Annotated in this window: 12 protein-coding genes and 6 pseudogenes; 9 read left to right on the top strand and 9 right to left on the bottom strand. The window is 60.9% G+C overall.

What is annotated here, in order from left to right; genetic code table 11:
* The first annotated feature begins 143 nt into the window (after positions 1-143).
* Positions 144-1,184, top strand: a pseudogene (gene uxuA / locus CBM2586_RS07085) (mannonate dehydratase).
* A 46-nt stretch (positions 1,185-1,230) separates the two neighbouring features.
* Positions 1,231-2,250, top strand: a complete 1,020-nt coding sequence (locus CBM2586_RS07080) for a Bug family tripartite tricarboxylate transporter substrate binding protein (RefSeq protein WP_115687107.1) — start codon at positions 1,231-1,233, stop codon at positions 2,248-2,250.
* Between the two features lie 290 nt (positions 2,251-2,540).
* Here the strand turns inward: CBM2586_RS07080 and CBM2586_RS32540 are convergent.
* From CBM2586_RS32540 to CBM2586_RS07065, 3 genes and pseudogenes are all read right to left on the bottom strand, one after another.
* A pseudogene (locus CBM2586_RS32540) lies at positions 2,541-2,750 on the bottom strand (HAD hydrolase-like protein); the annotation flags it as partial.
* A gap of 36 nt (positions 2,751-2,786) precedes the next feature.
* Positions 2,787-3,113 (bottom strand): hypothetical protein, encoded by a 327-nt coding sequence (locus tag CBM2586_RS07070; protein WP_115687106.1) that lies wholly within the window; start codon positions 3,111-3,113, stop codon positions 2,787-2,789.
* A 76-nt stretch (positions 3,114-3,189) separates the two neighbouring features.
* A complete protein-coding gene (locus CBM2586_RS07065; protein ID WP_115662262.1) occupies positions 3,190-3,501 on the bottom strand; it encodes an H-NS family nucleoid-associated regulatory protein in 312 nt (103 codons plus the stop codon).
* A gap of 714 nt (positions 3,502-4,215) precedes the next feature.
* On the opposite strand from CBM2586_RS07065, the gene CBM2586_RS07060 reads away from it, so the two are divergent.
* The 3 genes and pseudogenes from CBM2586_RS07060 to CBM2586_RS32005 all read left to right on the top strand — a co-directional run.
* Entirely contained in the window at positions 4,216-4,416 is a 201-nt protein-coding gene (locus CBM2586_RS07060) for a hypothetical protein (RefSeq protein ID WP_115687105.1), read from the top strand.
* A 122-nt stretch (positions 4,417-4,538) separates the two neighbouring features.
* Complete coding sequence (gene phaZ, locus CBM2586_RS07055) at positions 4,539-5,750, top strand: polyhydroxyalkanoate depolymerase (protein ID WP_306418317.1); 1,212 nt, start codon at positions 4,539-4,541, stop codon at positions 5,748-5,750.
* Positions 5,751-5,955: 205 nt separating this feature from the next.
* Positions 5,956-6,199 (top strand): annotated as a pseudogene (locus CBM2586_RS32005) (PHA-granule associated protein 4); the annotation flags it as partial.
* 160 nt (positions 6,200-6,359) lie between these two features.
* Here the strand turns inward: CBM2586_RS32005 and CBM2586_RS07050 are convergent.
* The gene (locus CBM2586_RS07050) at positions 6,360-6,818 is read right to left on the bottom strand and encodes a fumarate hydratase (RefSeq protein ID WP_115662265.1); all 459 of its coding nucleotides are present in this window, start codon (positions 6,816-6,818) and stop codon (positions 6,360-6,362) included.
* A gap of 375 nt (positions 6,819-7,193) precedes the next feature.
* On the opposite strand from CBM2586_RS07050, the gene CBM2586_RS07045 reads away from it, so the two are divergent.
* A complete protein-coding gene (locus CBM2586_RS07045; RefSeq protein ID WP_115687104.1) occupies positions 7,194-8,297 on the top strand; it encodes an extracellular catalytic domain type 2 short-chain-length polyhydroxyalkanoate depolymerase in 1,104 nt (367 codons plus the stop codon).
* A gap of 498 nt (positions 8,298-8,795) precedes the next feature.
* On the opposite strand, the gene CBM2586_RS07040 is transcribed toward CBM2586_RS07045, so the two are convergent.
* Positions 8,796-10,868, bottom strand: coding sequence for a hypothetical protein (locus tag CBM2586_RS07040; RefSeq protein WP_240987899.1), 2,073 nt, complete (start codon positions 10,866-10,868; stop codon positions 8,796-8,798).
* Between the two features lie 791 nt (positions 10,869-11,659).
* Positions 11,660-12,289, bottom strand: a complete 630-nt coding sequence (locus CBM2586_RS07035; RefSeq protein WP_115687102.1) for a hypothetical protein — start codon at positions 12,287-12,289, stop codon at positions 11,660-11,662.
* Positions 12,290-12,388: 99 nt separating this feature from the next.
* Between CBM2586_RS07035 and CBM2586_RS07030 the strand changes: the two genes are divergently transcribed.
* Positions 12,389-13,009 (top strand): hemerythrin domain-containing protein, encoded by a 621-nt coding sequence (locus CBM2586_RS07030; protein WP_115687101.1) that lies wholly within the window; start codon positions 12,389-12,391, stop codon positions 13,007-13,009.
* 19 nt (positions 13,010-13,028) lie between these two features.
* Here the strand turns inward: CBM2586_RS07030 and CBM2586_RS07025 are convergent.
* From CBM2586_RS07025 to CBM2586_RS32535, 3 genes and pseudogenes are all read right to left on the bottom strand, one after another.
* Positions 13,029-13,232 (bottom strand): annotated as a pseudogene (locus CBM2586_RS07025) (hypothetical protein); the annotation flags it as partial.
* A 185-nt stretch (positions 13,233-13,417) separates the two neighbouring features.
* The gene (locus tag CBM2586_RS07020; protein ID WP_115687100.1) at positions 13,418-16,060 is read right to left on the bottom strand and encodes a bifunctional diguanylate cyclase/phosphodiesterase; all 2,643 of its coding nucleotides are present in this window, start codon (positions 16,058-16,060) and stop codon (positions 13,418-13,420) included.
* A 385-nt stretch (positions 16,061-16,445) separates the two neighbouring features.
* Positions 16,446-16,670 (bottom strand): annotated as a pseudogene (locus CBM2586_RS32535) (DUF4158 domain-containing protein); the annotation flags it as partial.
* A gap of 89 nt (positions 16,671-16,759) precedes the next feature.
* Between CBM2586_RS32535 and CBM2586_RS07010 the strand changes: the two are divergent.
* Together CBM2586_RS07010 and CBM2586_RS07005 are read left to right on the top strand one after the other, a co-directional pair.
* Positions 16,760-17,068: pseudogene (locus CBM2586_RS07010) on the top strand (tyrosine-type recombinase/integrase); the annotation flags it as partial.
* A 203-nt stretch (positions 17,069-17,271) separates the two neighbouring features.
* On the top strand, positions 17,272-18,018 hold the full coding sequence (locus CBM2586_RS07005; protein WP_115687096.1) for a c-type cytochrome: 747 nt from the start codon (positions 17,272-17,274) through the stop codon (positions 18,016-18,018).
* The last annotated feature ends 6 nt before the right edge of the window (positions 18,019-18,024 follow it).

The raw sequence follows: 18,024 nt of genomic DNA, 5'->3' as shown, positions 1-18,024 counted from the left end.
CAACCACGATCACAATTGGTGAACCACTTAATCCAATCCGGCACACCAATGCCGCATGACGATCAGGCCATGACGGCGTGGGTTCAGACCAGACCCCATTCCGCCCCTTCTGCCGCAACAGAGACGCCTCGAGGAAGCCCCCTATGAAGATGTCGTTCCGCTGGTTTGGCCCCACCGACCCGATCCCTCTCGAATACATCCGGCAGATCCCGGGCATGACCCACATCGTCTCCGCCATCTACGACGAACCGGTCGGCGAGGTATGGCCGCTGGACAAGATCCTGGCGCTCAAGTCCACCATCGAGGCGGCGGGGCTGCAGTTCAAGGTGGTGGAGTCGGTTCCGGTCCATGAGGACATCAAGCTCGGCAAGCCGACGCGCGAGCGGCTGGTCGCGAACTACCAGCAGAACATCAGGAACCTGGCCGCCGCGGGCATCGAGGTCATCTGCTACAACTTCATGCCGGTGTTCGACTGGACCCGTACGGAACTGGCAAAAAAGCTCGATGACGGCTCGACCTGCCTTGCCTTCAGCAACCGCGAGGTCGAACAGGTCGACGTCAGCCAGGGTATCGCCCTGCCCGGCTGGGATTCCAGCTACACGCCAGGAGAACTGCAGTAGCTGCTGGCCGAATATCGTGGCATCGACGAAGGCAGCCTCTGGGAACACCTGGAGCATTTCCTGCGCGCGATCATTCCGGTGGCCCAGGAGTGCGGCATCAAGATGGCCATTCATCCGGACGATCCGCCGCGCCCCATTTTCGGACTGCAGCGCATCGTCAAGAACCGCGACGACCTGGCACGCATCCTGGGGATCGTCGACACGCCGGCAAACGGTCTGACGCTGTGCTCCGGCTCGCTTGGCGCCGGCCCGCAGAACAACGTCGAGGCGCTGGTGCGCGAGTTCGGCGGCATGGGACGCATCCACTTCGCCCATATCCGCAACGTCAAGATCACGCCGGAAGGCGATTTCGAGGAAACCGCCCACCTGTCGAGTTGCGGATCGCTGGATATTGCCGCGATCGTCAAGGCGTACCACGACGTCGGCTTCCAGGGCTATTACCGCCCCGACCACGGCCGCATGATCTGGGGCGAGACGGGCAAACCGGGATACGGCCTCTATGACCGGGCACTCGGCGCGGTCTATATCAACGGGATGTGGGAAGCGATGGAAAAGGCGACCTGAAGCGCCATGGACTGCGGTCCATTTAAAACATAATCGGAGACCTGTCATGACAATCACTATGAAATCGCCCGTGAATTCGCGCCGTTCCGCATTGATCCTGAGCGTCGCTGTGCTCGGCCTTGGCGCGCTGGCGACGACCGCCGCGCGGGCGCAGACCACCTGGCCCACCAAGCCGGTGACACTGCTGGTCGGCTTTCCGCCCGGTGGCCAGACCGACTTTGCGGGACGTGCGCTGCTTAACGGCCTGCAGAGTTCGCTCGGGCAGTCGTTTGTCATCGACAACAAGGCCGGCGTGAACGGCAATATCGCCTCCATTGAGGTCATGCGCGCGGCGCCCGACGGGAACAAGCTGCTGGTAGGCAACGGCTCGATGACGATCATGCCGCATGTCTACACCAAGCTTGGCATCGTCGATCCGCAGAAGCTGACGCCGATAGGCATGATGCTGCAGTCGCCGCTGGTCCTTGTCGTGCCCGCCAGTTCGCCCATCAAGACTTACGCGCAGTTCGTCGAGGAGGTCAAGGCCCGCGACAAGTCGGGCAAGACCGTCGACTATGGCTCGGGCGGTTCCGGCGCATTGCCGCATGTCACGATGGAACTGCTGCGCGAGCGCATGGGCGGCCCCAGGATGAACCATGTGCCCTACAAGGGCAGCAGCCCGGCCATGGTCGACCTGATGGCCGGACGCCTGGATGCGATGTTCGATGCCACGTCGGTCGTGGCGCCTTTCATCAAGTCGGGCCAGTTGCGGCCGCTGATGGTCACGGGATCCAAGCGGGTGGCCATGATCCCGGACGTGCCAACGGCCACCGAAAGCGGCATCAGGGACTTCACCATCATCTCGTTCATCGGCCTGTACGGACCGCCGGGGCTAAGCCCTGACATCGTCAAGAAAGCCAACGCCGCATTGAATACCGCGCTGAAGGACCCGGCCGTGGTCAAGAGCATTGTCGACCGCGGCGACGAGCCCGGCGGCGGCACGCCCGAGCAGCTCGCAACGCTGACCCGCACCCACTACAAGATGTGGGGCGAGGTGGTGAAGGCCAACAACATCACGGCTGATTAAGGCTGCGCAGGCCGGTGAATGCCGGCCTGTCGCCAGCGCCGCGTCGCAACACTACGTCCGCGCTCCACGCAGATAATGCACGGAAGACCGATGATCCGACGGCTGAGTCCGGACATGAGCGGTCGTCCACTTTCCCTCGAGGGACGTCTTATGAGCGAGGCCTCGCATACGCATACGATTGCGCGATGTCGAATTGCCACGCGACCACGATGGCATCTTTGAGCCGGCCCGGATCCCGACGCATGAGCCGCGCTTTACCGGATTCGACGAGCACATTATTGCCATGTAGTTCAGGTGCGGGACAAATCAAGCCGGTCCTGCGGGCGTGCAAGCGGTGGTGTTGCGCAGTGCAACTGCAACGCCGCCGCGGCCGCGTAGCCACAGGCTACGCCGCGCAACGCCATACCGGCGGCGCTAGCGGCTTCCGCGTCGCGGATATCGTCGCCGACATACAAAGCCTCGTGCGCACGCACACCAGCGGACGAGACCAACGCCCGAAGCTCTACCCATAGGCGCAGCCAATTCTCCCTTGCGCCTTAGCAAGCCGACGAACCTGGCTTCGATATCGAGAGCGCATCCTCCCGGATGATGTCGATTTCTTCGTCAATGATGGCTAAAAGCTCGGCCAGCGCTCCGGAAAAGCGCTGACGAATCTTTTGGCGCATTCTTCGCTCGCTGGCCGAACGCACCAACTTATAGCTCTTCCCAAATTGTTGCGACAAGCGGATGATCCTGAGCTGCTTGCCAGGAGGAAGCCGCAGCCAATAAGAATATCCATTCCGTATCCCTCGCTCTGTACGTCCGCGGGGAAGCAGGTAGGGTCGGGCGAGCATGATGTCGGCGTGCATTGCTTCAAAGGACATGGCGCTTGCACTCAGAAAAGAAAAACCCCTGCATGCAGGGGTTGACGCTACGCTATCGCGCTGGGCGAGGCCTAGATTACGCCTCTTCTGCGATCAGGAATTTGTTGGGGTTCTTGCCAAGCCAGGCCGGTTGACGGCCACGGCCAGACCAGGTTTTTCCGGTCTTCGGGTCTTGGTATTTCGGGGGCAGCGCCGCTTTTGTCTTGGCAACACCACTGCCGGCGGGACGGCCACGACGGCGCTTGGTAATATCTTCGACAGTCAGCCCGTATTCCGCCATTAGATTCTGGATTTTTTCGATAACCGAAGCAACCTCATTGGCACGTACCTCTTCCAGGTGCGCCTCCAGAGCTGCCTTCTGCGCCATCAGTTCTTTGTAAGTTGCCATTCGCTGTTTTCCTTTCCGGTGAAGGGATGCAGATACAAGGTAGTTTATATCCAATATCAACTTTGTCACACCATAATTTTCATCTTACCGGTATAAGACCAGCCAAAATACTCGCTTGGGGCTTCTGAATCATCACTAGAAATGCGCGACAATATCCGACCACAACAGATGGCCGACGCCGTGCGATGAGCCGCGGGACCGGCGATAAGAGCCGCTCACCATTTGCATCCAAAACAAGGCGAACACCTGTCCAGGCTTGCGCCGGTACGGACCTGAAAGGGGTCCGCAGCCGAAGCCCCTCCGGCAAATTCTCGACACTCCAACGGTACGCGATCGAGGCTGCTCCGAAGGCTACTTTGAGAAATCTCGGGGATAGATTGCTATGGAATGGGAGCGCTTCCCGTGAGTCGGAAGCAGCACCAACACGAGACATCCGCTTCGCTGCACTTCAATCAGGCGAGTGACGGGCAACGGACAGCGCTGAGGGGTAATTGCCTGATCGGCCCGCCATCACGGATGGCCTGGTTCTCCCCGCTGCTCCGCAGCATAGCGATCGCTTGCGTCCTGCGATCAAAGGGTTTACTGTGGCCGTTCGGTGTGCGCTCCCAGCGCGTTTTTGCACCGATACATCCATAGCGGTTCTCGCTTTCCTCCGTGACGCAGTCCACGGATCAGCAGTCGCATTTTCCTCTTGACCCAACAAAGGAGGCCGACATGCTAAGTCCGCACGAAATCGCAGCTCTGCTGCTGCTCGGTGATGCGCCAGACATCCACGACCTCGACCCCGAGCAAATGGATGCCTTGTTGGAACACAAGCTCGTGACGATCGAGCATGGGCATAGCAGCGGCAATGCCCATCCGCGACTGACGAGCCAGGGGCATTCCATGCTCGACGCGGTGCGCCGCATTCGATGAGATCGCAATCCGCGAGCAACCGGTGCGCCGGGCCACAACGGGCGAACCCGCCTTCGCTTCTTTCGATTGCACTTATCGAAGCCGGGTAGCTACATGAGACTGATTGCTTGGTCGGGGTCGCCATGCTCTATCAGATTTATGAGTATCAGCGGGCAATGATGCTGGCGTGGGCGGATCAATCGGCCCAAGCCTTTGTCAACCCGTTCAGTCCATTCGCCTATATTCCGGGTGCGAAGCACTTTGCTGCGGGCTGGGAAAGACTTCACTGTCTCAGTACGGGCGGCGACGAACCTACGTTTGGCATCCCGGACATTGTTCGTGACGGTTGTGTCGTTCCCGTGGTCGAGCAAATCGTCTGGGAGAGTCCGTTTTGCCGCTTGCGGCGGTTTGAAGCCCCTACCTCGGCGAGACACGGCGACGTGCAGCGAGCGGTTCCCGCAGTCCTCGTCTGTGCTCCCCTTGCCGGCCATCATGCCGTCATGCTTCGTGAGGTGGTGCAATCGCTGCTGCAAGAGCACATTGTTTATGTCACGGACTGGAGCAATGCGCGCCACATACCGGTGGCGGACGGCTCGTTTCATCTGGACGACTATGTCACTCACGTTCAGGAATTTATCCGTGAGATCGACGTGGCGTCGCTGCATGTGCTCGCCGTTTGCCAAGCCACTGTGCCCGCATTGGGCGCCATCGCCCTGTTGGCAAGCCGCGACGAGAGGACGCCAAGCAGCCTGACTCTCATCGGTGGCCCCATCGATGCGCGTCGCAGCCCCACGGCAATTGGGCGCCTCGCCTCGAGCCACTCAATTCAGTGGTTCCGACGCAATCTGGTGTACACCGTGCCCCAGCCATATGCAGGCGCCGGCCGTCAGGTCTGTCCGAGTTTCGTGCAGCTTTCCGGACTTGCCGCTGCCCAGTCAGCTCCACTGTGGGACCTATATGCGGACTACTGTGCGACTCTTGCGCGTGGCGACGCCGAGCTTGCCAATTCCCACTGGCAAGCATTGCTGGACTATAGCGCGGTGCTTGACATGGCCGCCGACTTCTATCTCGACACTGTTCGGACCGTGTTTCAGGAGTTCCAGATGGCCTTCGGTAGCTGGCAAGTGCGGGGTCAGGCTGTGCGTCCGCAGGATATCCGTTCTACCGCGTTGCTGACCATCGAAGGCGAGCTTGACGACATATCCGGCCGCGGACAGACCCACGCCGCGCATGATCTGTGCCGAGGCCTGTCCTCGCGCGACAAGCGACTCGTCACTATCCCGGATGCAGTCACTACGATTTGTTCCGTGGACCTACCTGGCGCACCAAAGTCTTCCCCAGCATTTGCGACTTGACACGTCATTATGCGCAACCGCTTGGCGGGCGACTGCGCGCGAAACGCGCCGTCAGGGCCTCGACGACGTTCCCCTGCTGGAACCTGACGCGATAGCGGGGCGCGCAAGCTGCCAGATACCCTGATGGCAAAAGGCTCTCTAAGAAAATCCCAGCGACGGCGCCAAATCGATGCGCCAATTTGCATGGCTCGCCATGATGCCCCCGCGTGGCGTAAGCGTGCAGTATCGCTGCCATGAAAGCATGGCGGTCAGTTCGCCGGCGGTGCTTGTTGCTGGACTGAATCGGCTCAAGGGGACATTTCGCCAACGCAATCTTTACTGCCAATTTGCACTAAGCGAGCTGCCAGCCAGTGAACTGGAAGCGCCTGGAGGCAAAAGCAGCGCGACTTGGGGAGTACATCCTGGCGGGACATCTTGCGAGGGACGTCAACGCGGCATGCAACGAGTAGCGCCTCGCCAGTTGGCCCAGATCGTGCCGTGGCGTTGAATACCCTGGCCTTCTTTTTCTCGCCCCCCGGGTTCGGCTGAGCATTCGGCAGGGCGCCAAGCTGTGCGCGCCCTGCTTCCGTCATTGGCAGTTGGCGAAGTACCGTACCGCCAAGGCAATGATTATGCCGAAGCTTCCGGTGTCGCTACGGCCCGAACCGATTTCTTTGCGGAAGTCCGCTTTTTCGCCACGGCTTTCACTGCGGCCTTCTTCGGGGCGGCTTTCGCAGGAGCTTTGCTGCCGGCCACAACCTTGTTCGTGGAAGCCTTCGTGGCGGCCGCTTTGCCTGCGGCCTTCTTGCCGCCTGCAGCCTTTGCCCTCTTCGCCGCCAGCTTGTCCTTCGCGGCTTGCTTCTCGAAGCGAAGCGCGGACCTTGCGGCTTCCATTGCCTGAGCGACTTCACGCTTTGCCGCTTCGATCGCCTTTTTTGTGTCGGCGCGCAGCTTCAACAAACGCTTTTTTGCTGCCTGAGCCTCACGTGCGAGCACGCTGGCCTTTTTCGTTGGCACGGTGACCTTCTTTTCGGCAGGCTTGCTCTTCGAGACTGCCCTGACCTTCGTTGCTTTCGTTGCAGCGACCATTGTCGATTACCCGCTAGTTGTGAAGCGCGGAGTATAACCGTATGTGTGCCCGCCCAAAAGAGGTCGATCTTGGTCTTGGCGTGGAATACCGTTCTAATGCAGTGGGTGTTCGATCAGAAACTGCACCGGCGGTTGACACCGCGACACCACCGCTTGCATTTCCGAAGTCAGCTGCTCTGGCATCGGCGATGGCCTCGGCCAAACTGCTCCTCGGATGGTCCTGGCTGTGGTTTTCACGATCTACCCTACAATGAAATTCGCGCAGAGTGATCATGCCTTCCTTCGGGGAAGGCCCGCCTGCTGCCGTTTCGTGCCTTCCCAAATGGGCCTGTCTCCGTCAGGTGGTATATCTTGCGGGCACTGAAGGAGCTACTGATGGACCTGCGTCACAAGTCAGTGACGAAATGCATGATCTGCGCTTGCAGCCTGATACTTGGCACTTTGGCTTTGGCAGCGCCGGTTCAACTTCCGCCGGAACACGTACAGCCGGATCAGATCACCACGTCCGGCATCTCCTCCGGCGGCTACATGGCGGTACAAATGCATGTGGTCCACTCCGCCCTCATCAAAGGTGCCGGGGTAATTGCAGGTGGGCCATATGCCTGCGCGCAAACGGGAAAAGGAGAGCACGCGAATCTGCAGCGCGCACTCGGCCCATGCATGGCTGGTAGCTACTCTATCTGGCAGCGCGCGTGGTGTTTCCTGGGGCTTGCAATCTGTGCCGGAACGGATGCACCCGACGTAGCTCTTTCGGTAGAGGCAACGCGCAAGCGAGCGAGCGCAGGTGAAATTGATCCAGTGACAAACCTGCGAACTCAACGCGTTCTCTTAGTCTCTGGAATGCGCGATCATACCGTCAAGCCGGCGGTCATGAATGCATTGGAGGCCTATTACCGGAGTTTCGTGCGAGCGGAAAATCTGCGCTATGAAACGGTCCCGGACGCAGACCATACCTTCCCCACCGATTCTTACCGGGACGGGAACCGCTGCTCGACTTCCGCCGCACCTTACATTAGCGATTGCGGCTTTGATGCCGCCGGACGGATCCTGAAGCATCTCTATGGAAATCTTCAACTGCGTAACGATGGCCTGCCCCGTGGGCACCTGATCGAATTCGACCAGACCGAGTTCCTTCATGCCCCGGAGAGCCAGGGCATGGCGCGCACAGGGTGGCTCTACGTACCAGAGAGCTGTGCGTCAAAGCGCTGCCGTCTGCATGTGGTATTTCACGGCTGCAGTCAGAGTTTCTCCGATGTCCAGCGAAGATTTATCGAGCACGCAGGCTATAACCCATGGGCCGACACAAATTCCATCGTGGTCCTCTATCCCCAGACCATGGCATCAGGCGGCACACCTTACAATCCGAAGGGTTGCTGGGACTGGTGGGGCTACACTGGCTCGGACAAATGGGATACGAAAGAGGGAGTCCAGCTTAAGGCGGTCAAGGGCATGATTGATCGCTTGAGCTCTATCCGATGACGAGTCTTCATGCTCTGGTCGGATAAACGGGAAGTTGAGCGTCGTGGCACAGCCGTGTGCCTGCCAATGCCAAAACGCCAGCTCATGGGCAACGATTGACGGAAGCCCGAAGTCGGACGGCAGGGGCCCACGCAGCCGATCAAGCATGCTTGGCTCTCCCTTGAGCATCGCTATCACTGCGTTGGCATCGAGCCAGCGACCGGCAACCTACCGCGGCCCAATCACCCATCGCCGGTCCGACGAGCCATAAGCGACCAGTGCGTTCATCTTGAGTCCTCGATTGAAGCGATTGCTCGTCCTCACGAAGAAGGATCGTGAATACGATGGATTTTGGCAAGCACGACAGCCATGGGCCGGATTGGCTGTCCGCAAAACATGGAAAAAGCCCGCGCGGCGCGAACCGTGCGGGCTTCAGGGAAGCGGTCTGACCGCTTGGGAAGCGTGCCGGGATTAACCGACGCGCCTCAGGCTGACATGACGCTCAGGCTGACATGACGCTCAGGGTACATTGCTCTGGGTAAAGTTGAACGGCTTGCCCGCCACTGCATAGGCGCCGCCAAACTCGAACTGGTCATTGCCCGACTGACCCACGCCGATATTCAGCGGGGTATTGCCGCCCTGCAGCGAAATCGGTGCATAGCGGTAGTTCATCACCTGCTTGCCGGCATAGTCGGTCAGCGAAATGACGCTGGTCAGCAGCGGACTTTGCTGGGTTTCAGACACCGAGATCGGATCGACGATGCGCGCGTCCTGCAGCGTCTTCTCGATCGTTTGCGTGGCCATATCCACCAGCGAAACCTTCTGCTCGCCGCGCGACACCACCCAGATCTTGGTGTTGGAGTTGCCAAACGCGTCCCGGTTCACATTGTGGGTAATGCTGGTGGGGTTCTTGCCCACCTGCAGGCTGGTCACTTCCTGAATCAGCGACGGATCGAGGTTGGTACCGGACTGCACGCCAGCCACCGAAATCGCGTGGAGCGTGCCGTCTTCCGTCGCCACCCAGGCCTGGCCAGGGTTGGCCAGGATCGACACCTTCACGGCCGTGGGCTTTTGAGCCAGTGCCATGGTCTTGACGATGGTCGGCGCATAGTTGTTCACAGAAAACGCCTGCGGCCACTGCGAGTCCCCCAGGCCGGTATTTGCCAGGGTGCTTTTCAGGCTGGTCAAAGTGCCTTCGAAATAGGTCTTGTTGACCTTGTCGAACAGCGGCTTCAGGTCCAGGAACACCACCTTCTTTTCCGACTTCGAAATCACCGCGGCAACGCCGGAGCGGGAAATCAGGTTGGCATTCACACCGCCCGGGGCAAAGCTCTTGCGGTTGGCATCGCTCAAGGCAGGAGTGAGCTGGCGCAGCGACAGGCTGGCGCCGGCGTTACCGACCGGGTCGTACAGCCAGCCCTGGGTCGTGTTGTCCTGCATGGTGCCGAAATCGGTTACCGCGGAAATGTCCGTCGGTGCCACCATGCCAGGCAGGTCAACGAAGCCCAGCAGCTTCATGAAGACGAAGTTCGACATATTGCGCAGGCCCGGATAGAGACCTGCCCATGACATATCGCTGGAGTCATAAGGACCACCCACTTCGCTGCCGTCGGCAAGACTGCCGAGCGCGATCACCGCCACCTGGCCCTTCAGGTTGATCGTGTCCCAGATGGTGACCAGGGCGAATTCGGAATTCGTCGTGATAGCGATTGCCGTCGGCACCTTGCCCGCGGGCAGCTTCACCGATGCCGAGTGCGAGGCGGTATTGCTGCCGACCGAGGCAATCAGGCCGTCCTGGAACGCCACCAGCGACTGTGCGCAGTCATGCTCGCTGCAACGGCCCATTGCAATCGGCTGCTTCGGCATGACGCCGCCGTTGGCGGCAACGTGGTTGTTCAGTTGCGGATTGGTCGTGGCATTGCCAAAGAACCAGGCCGTCTGCGGCTTTTCGGCAATCGTGCCGGCGCTCAGGTCCAGCGTCAGCAGCGGCGTGACACCGGGGTCCGAAGCCACGTCGGAGCGGTAAATCACGTCACCCATGTTGCTGCCGAAGTCGTTACGGCCGCAATCGATGCTGCCCAGCTGATAAACGATGCTGGTGCTGGTATCCATCTGCTCGCCGGGGAATTCCTGCTGGTAGCAGGTATTACCATGCGGATAAAAGGTTTTGTCCGAGGGCTTCCAATAAGTCTGGACCGCTGCGGCGGTCGAATTACTTGCGCCGTACCGATAAGCGATGGCCTTGTCGCTGCTGTAATCCGAGCCAATGGCGACATATTCAGTGGCATTCAGATTGCCAGAGGCGTCAAAAATGGCATCGGGGCTTTGGGTCGTGGCTGTCGCAGTGTCCGTAGGCGTCGTGGTGGTCGCAGGACTCGTGGAACTCGTCGAAGTCGTGGGACTCGTGGAATTGCGGCGCGAACCATGGGCCGCCTGGGTCGCAAAATAACTTCCTGAGGATTCTTCGTCGCCACCGCCGCATGCTGAAAGCACCACAGCGGCGCCGGTAGCGGCCAGGACGCTGAGGATGTAGGAATTACGCGCTTGTCGTGCTTGAGTCGCGGTATTCGCGGCTGATTTTGTCCCTGTCATTGATTTATAAGTAACTTGAAAATTAAAAGTGCACAAAACATCCCCGCACCTAAGGCAGACGCCTATCGGCGATGTGCGCGACGAGTTGCTGTGGCAGAAAAAGCGAATGGGGTTAACCCGTTGGAGGAAACCCGGCAGCCGCGATGCTAGGGCTATGTGTTGGACAGCGTACAGACAAGTAACAATGGGTTACGTGTGCTTTGCCCGCACGCCACATGTGCACTGATGCAGGGCATTGATGCGGCGTTTTGATTACCGGAGGAAGGATCACATGTGAGAAATTGTTCAAGTTATGGACACCATTCCGTACGGACTCATATAATCGCGCGCGATTTTTGATATCAAGACTTCCGTGATATCGCGTCGAAATGAAGCGGCCCCGCTTGCCATGAATGCAGGAGGCAGGCGCATCGCGCCGCGGTTAATGCCAGATGTATTCCTGATGAATGCCACTCGCCAGCGCCATTAACAGGTTGCGAAAATACCTCGCTCCTGTCTTACTGCTGATGTTGGGCGGGCGAGAGCCCGAACTTCGGGGCAGCGTCGGGCTCGACATCGTCTTCCCGGAGTCGGAACCAGTCAGCGCCGGGACGACGCCTTGCTCGCGCTGGCGCAGCCCCATCCGCTTGTCTTCGGCGCGCGCCATTGTCCAGGGACGCTTGCCAGAACGCCGCCAAGGCAGCACTGCCCTCCCACCCAGCCCCGGGCCAGGCATTCCAGTGCCCAGCGCAACCGCCGTTCCTCAGCGGGACGGTCAGTATGGGCCCAGGCAGCCGCCGATTTGAGCGCGATCAGGGCCGCGGTACGGCAAATCCTGGGTTGCGGGCGGATCCATCGCGAGCATGCGATCGATGCCGGCCAGCACCGTCGGTGCGACGGGATGCGGCTGCGATGGAGCCTCGTGTGCCACGTTGGGCGGGGCCCAGCGCGATGGTTTTGGCCGCACTGATCCAACCTTTCTCAATGGCCCGCGCTACATCCTCGCCGACCAGCTCGATCACGCGGTCGAATCCCGGCTCGATCGTCGCGTAATCGAGATCGTTACCGAAGCGGTACCGTGCCGCCAAGCTGAGCAGATCGACCGCGCTGCCATTCGAAAGCGTCGCGACAGGTGGCAAGCGCGTTGGCGCGCCGGCTGGCGCGGCGAACATGAAGACCATCGGCCTGATCGGCGGCAGCGCGCGGGCGAAGAACAGGTCAGCTTTTGTAGCGTCAAGAAACCGACGAAGGAAGTCATAGTCGTCGGGTTCGAGCCGGGTATGGGACCTACCCGGCGGAAAGGCACGGTTACCGACGATCATTGTCATGGTCTCAAGCTCGGCACTGGCCGCAAGCTGCGAACTATGGGTGGTGAGCAGGACCTGGACACGCCGGCGGATAAGGCCTCCGCCGCCCCTTAGCGCCGCGTTGATCTTCGTCAAACCCAATTCATGTAGGGAAACTATGGTTTCAATGAGGGCCCCGCGAGCCCCGATATCGGGGACTTAACGGTCTGCTTGCCCAGCTTCCAGGAGCGCGCCATGGCCACCCCACTCGTCACTTCGCTTTCGACTTCTCCGTCTACCACGCTTCCCACACCGAGCCCGAACCCGCTTGCCGCCTGGCACACCGACCATATCCATTTTGCCTCGCTGCTCGACCTTCTGGAAAAGCAGGTCAGCACCTTCCATCAGGGCGAGCAGCCCGACTACGGCCTGATGACGACGATCATCCAATACATGCGCGACTATGGCGATAGCGTGCACCACCCCCGCGAGGATGTCGCCTACGCCCTGCTCGTGGAACGGGATCCCGGCACGCAAATCATCATCAGCCGGCTGCTGCAAGAGCATCGCGTGATCGCCACGGTCGGCGCAGACTTGCTCGACCGCCTGCGTGAAGTCGAGAGCGAAGCCGTCACCTCGCGATCGGCATTTGAAGCGGCCGCCGCCATGTACCTGGTGTACTACCGCAACCATCTGTCCACCGAGGAGAAGCAGGTTATGCCGCGCGCCGCCCGGTTCCTGACCGACGCGGACTGGGCGGAGGTCGCCACCACCGAGCCGGCCAGTGCCGATCCGCTGTTCGGCGCCAATGTGAAGAAGCGCTTCGCTACCTTGCGCAAGCAGATCGACAGCGAAGCGAAGGCGTCCATGCACTGAACACCGACCGCTACGCTGGACTGCCGGCCGCCTTGGCGTTCTTTGCGGCCGCCATTTCCTTTGCCGCCTGCTTTCCGAAGCGAGCCGCAGCCTTTGCCGCCTCGATTGCCTTTGCCACCTCACGCTTTGCTGATTCGATCGGCTTCTTCGTGTCGGCGCGCAGCTTCAGTAAACGCTTCTTGGCGGCCTGAAAATGAAAATCGACACTTGACCAATGGGAGATGCTTAAGCGAGTGAGAAGATGGGATATACCGTGAGCCGTATTTGTCGAACGCGTTGCGCCCATTCATGGACGCGTTGCCGGAGCGCTTGATACCTGGGTAAGAGTGCAGAATCCGTACGTCTGAGTAAGCCAGGGACGACGTCCAGATGAGCCCCCGGCCAAGCCGTCGAAGGGCGGCGTGCCCCTCAAGTCACGGCGCCCACGAAGGCTTCGAACTCGCTGGCCTCCACTGGCGGGCAAAAAAAGTGCCCTTGCCCGTAATCGCAGCCGGCAGCCACCAGGATGTCGCGCTGCAATCCGGTCTCGACGCCCTCGGCAATCACGCGGATGCGTAGTGCATGCGCCATGCTGATGATGGCGCGGCACAGGGCCACGTCGTCCGGTCCGCGCGTCAGCGACCGGATGAAAGACTGGTCGATTTTGATGTAGTCAATGTCCAGTCGCCGCAGGTACGACAAGGAAGAGTAGCCGGTGCCGAAGTCGTCGAGCGCGACTTCGATGCCGGCTGCCTGAAAGCGTGAGAGCTGATCCATAACATCGGCGTTCTGCTCCATCAACGAGCCTTCGGTAATCTCGATGATGAGGCTGCCCACCGGCACGTTCCTGCGCTCTATCACGCTCGACCAAGATTCGGGTCCGTTCGACGGCGCGCAGAACTCCACTGGTGACTTGTTGACCGAAATCTGGAAGTCTTTGCCTATCAGCATCTGCCAGCGCGAAAGCTGGTCCAGCGCTTCCGTCAACACCCAGCGGCCGATGTCGATGATGAGGCCGGACTCCTCTGCTACGGCAATAAAATCCGCAGGCTGGATCGGCCCGCGCACCGGATGGTCCCAGCGAATCAGGGCTTCGGCCTTGCAGACCTTGCCCGTGTGCAGATTAACAATCGGCTGGTAGTGCAGCGCGAACTGTCCGGCCGCCAGCGCTGTGCGTAGATCCTGGGTGATACGCAGGCGCTCCCTCTCTGCCTGCAGCAGAGAGGGGGTGAAGATTTTCCATCGATTGCGGCCCTCCGCCTTGGCGGCAAACATCGCCTGGTCCGCGCACACCAGAAGGGCCTCGGCGTTGTCAGCGTCCTTGGGACACGTGGCCACGCCGACGCTGGCTGACACCGCCACCAACTCGCTGGCCAGGTGGTAAGGCGCAGCAATCCGCTCGAGGATGGTCTGGGCGATGTCTGCGGCAACGGCGGAGTCCCCTACCGAGGGCAGGATCACGGTGAACTCGTCGCCCGCCAGCCGCGCCACGGTATCCGACGCGCGCACCGATGCCGCAATGCGCCGCGTCGCCTCCAGCAGCAAAAGGTCACCCTGATCATGGCCGAGGGTATCGTTGACCTCCTTGAAGCGATCCAGGTCTATGAACAGCAGCGCAAGGCCATCCTTCGTACGGCGCGAGCGTTCAATCTCGTACTCCAGCCTGTCGAAGAACAGGCGGCGGTTAGGCAGGTCGGTGAGCGCGTCGAAATTTGCCTGGTGGCGGATGACTTGCTCCGCCTGGCGCTTCTCGGTCATGTCATGGATCAATGCGACACGGCGACGCTCGCCATACGCGTGAGCCAGATAGGTATCCACGGTCAGGTATGCAGGAAACTCGCTGCCGTCCTTGCGGCGGATCGACAACTCACCGCTCCATCTGCCCTTGGCTTGCACGGTAGCACGCAGGCGGTCAACCAGCCCGGCCTCGTTGCTTGCCCCGCTGATGCTATGGCCCGCGCGGCCCTTGATCTCCCCGGCGGTATAGCCAGTGGCGGCAGCAAAGGCCGGATTCACGTCGATGATGGTGCCATCGAGCGACGTCACCACCATGGCCTCGCTACTGGATGAATAGACCAGCGAAGCCAGCCGCATCTCTTCCATATGACGCCGTCTATCCGCCATGGAGCGGCGCAGGCTGTAGTACAACAGGCCGAGCAGCAGCGTAGAAGCGATGGCTCCCGCCAAGGCAACGCGGCGATAGACTTCGTAGGGCGCCAGCACCAAGCCCACCGACTCGCCCACCACGAAGTTAAGCCCGAATTCCGGCATACGGTAATAGCCGAAGACCCGCTCCACGCCTTCCGAGCCTGACACCGCGCGATAACTGCCAGACTGGGGCGCCACGCTGGCGAGGTACGGCCGGTTGCTGACCGCCCTTGCCAGCGAGCCCTCCAGGGCGGGCACGCGCGCAATGACCTGGCCCGAATCCTTGATAACCGACGCCACTTCGCCATCGCGGTTAATGAATGTCTGCGCAAAACTGGCGAACTGTTCTGGACTGACCGAGACTACGATGACCCCGTCGAAGCTGCCGGCGCGCAGGATGGGGCGCGTGAATTGAATCGACCATTTACGTGAGACCTTGCCTTTCACCGGGTCGCTGATGAACAGCATGTCGCGTCCGCCCGCACTCTGATGGACCCGGAAATGTTCGCGCCCGCTCAGGTCAACCTTCTCGCCCGGCGCCGGCGCCGCGATGGACGAGTAGATGAGCAGGCCATGCTTGTCGATCACGGACACCTGGAACGAAAGGTCCACCACCAGGCTTTCCCGCTCGCGCACCATGTCGACGAACCCCGGCTGGCTGACCAGCCAACTGGCCCGTAAATCGAGGAGGAACTCGGACAGCCGCAGGATGCTTGATTTCGAGTATGCGGCGAACGCCTGCGCCTGCGCCTGAGTTCGCACCGCGGCTTCGTGAAGCAGACGGTCCCGCTCGCTCACGAGTTGGAACGCCGAGAATGCCCATGTTGCAATCAGCCACGCCGCTGCGCCCAGGTTCAAGGGGGAAAAGACTTGCCGCAGGCCCTGCAGCGCCTTGCCATACCCAGTGGTCGAGCGTTCTAGCATTAATGGTTATCGCAGTGCAGCGAAGAATCGGCATCGATAGCAGGCTAGTCGAGTTCAGCGAACCCGACAAGCAGCTCAGATTTGCCCACCGCATGGGACGGTACCTGAGGGTTGACGGGGCTTCCAAAAAAATCCGTCACATCTCTTGCAACCCTTTGATTTATCTGGGAATCCACGCCTGAGCATCCGCTTGGCACGCCCTGCCCCAACCAACGGAAAAAAGAGAGTTGCTCCGGAGAATGCTTAGGCTAGGGGAAGACAAGAGCGCTTGGCCCATCAACCTGTCATCAAAGGCGGCCAAATTCCTTTCCCTGGCACGCTCGCTGTTCGAGGATGTCCGATATCGGCCCCGGGGCGGCGGAACAGTTCTGGAAGACAGGGAGAAGACCTTGGCTATCACGATGGGTGGCACATCAGTCAGCATCGGGAAGTAGCCGAGGCGCTGCAGCAGTTTGAGTTGCACGAGAATCACGACGGACGTTGAGGCCCGACGAGACTGGCTGCGCGCGAAGCGGATCTCGGCTGGTGTCGGCGTGAACGCAGCTTCCAGTTCGGCGGCGGTCAGTTCAGCCGGCAGCGTTGGATAGGCGGTTTCGTGGCTCGGCTGCATCCTCAGCGCCGCACCACGTCCAGATTGATGCGCCAGAGGTACCGGACCTCGTCATCGTCGCAGATTGTCCAGTCTCCATTTGCGGAGGCCTATCGGGTGGGGCGCTGCACCTGATTCTGAAGGAGGTGTTCGGCCTGGCGGCCGCGCGCCTGCGCGCACGCGGGGCTGAGTGGGAAGCACAGGCCGCGGTGCTGGCCAGCGCCCCGGCCCACTGGCCGCGCCATACCGCCGGCTCGCACATGCCGGATCGGCAGGTGGATCTGCGTTACGTGCGGGACAACTTTGGGCATTCGTCCATCTCGACAACGAGCGGCTACCTGCACAGCGAGGAGGACTCGCGGCATGAGGCCACGCAGGAGCGGCACCGCATCGGTTGGGGCACTCATGAGAAGTACTAGCCGGCACGACCCACATCATCGCTTTTCTCGAAGGCAGACCCGCCCCACGGCACGTGACCAATCGAGGCGATTGGGCTGCACGTAGCTTCGCCAGGCCGCGGCCGCCCGCAGTCGAGGTTGAGCTCAACTTTGACAAATGCAGCACAGCGCATAGTATGAGTCTGTTTGCACCGGACAGCAGATGGACCATGCGCCCCACTCGGATGGCATTGCTGCGTGATTGGCTGATGGCGTCGCTTCTCGTCTGGCTGAGCAGCTTGCCGCTCCACGGTCGTGCGCAGTCCCTGCCAGGTCCGACACCACCGCAGGAGGTGATACCCGCCTTCAAGACAGTCGACTCAATGGAAGCCCGCGTGCAGGGCTGCGTTACCTGCCACGGACAGAGCGGCCAGGGCACTGGCAATGGCTACTACCCGCGCATTGCTGGCAAGCCAGCCGGCTATCTCTATAACCAGCTGGTCGCGTTCCGAGATGGCACCCGGCGCTATCCGCCGATGAACTACCTGGTCGCCTACCTGCCCGACCCCTACCTGAAGGAAATCGCCGAGTATTTCGCCAAGCTGCGCCCACCTTTCGCGCCAAGTGCCCCTACCGACGTCCCGCAGGCCACCATGGCGCGCGGGCAGGCGCTGGTCGCGAGCGGCGATCCCAAGCAGGGAATTCCCGCCTGTGCCGCCTGCCACGGCGCCGGGCTTACCGGCATGGAGCCGGGCATTCCGGGCCTGGTTGGCCTGCGGCACGCCTACATCGTCGGCCAGCTCACGCGCTGGAAGGTGGGGGAACGGCACGCGGCGGAGCCGGACTGCATGAAGCGCGTCGCCTCGCGGCTGTCGGATGCCGACATCTCGGCAGTAGCCGCCTGGCTGTCGCAGCAACAGCCGCCCAAGGACCCGTCGCCCGAGTCGTCCAACGTCGTGCGCATGCCGCTGGCATGCGGCAGCCAGCGATGAGAGGCA

Source organism: Cupriavidus taiwanensis (genome assembly GCF_900250115.1).
Taxonomy (GTDB): Bacteria; Pseudomonadota; Gammaproteobacteria; order Burkholderiales; family Burkholderiaceae; genus Cupriavidus; species Cupriavidus taiwanensis_B.
This window is presented reverse-complemented; position numbering and strand designations above follow the sequence as displayed.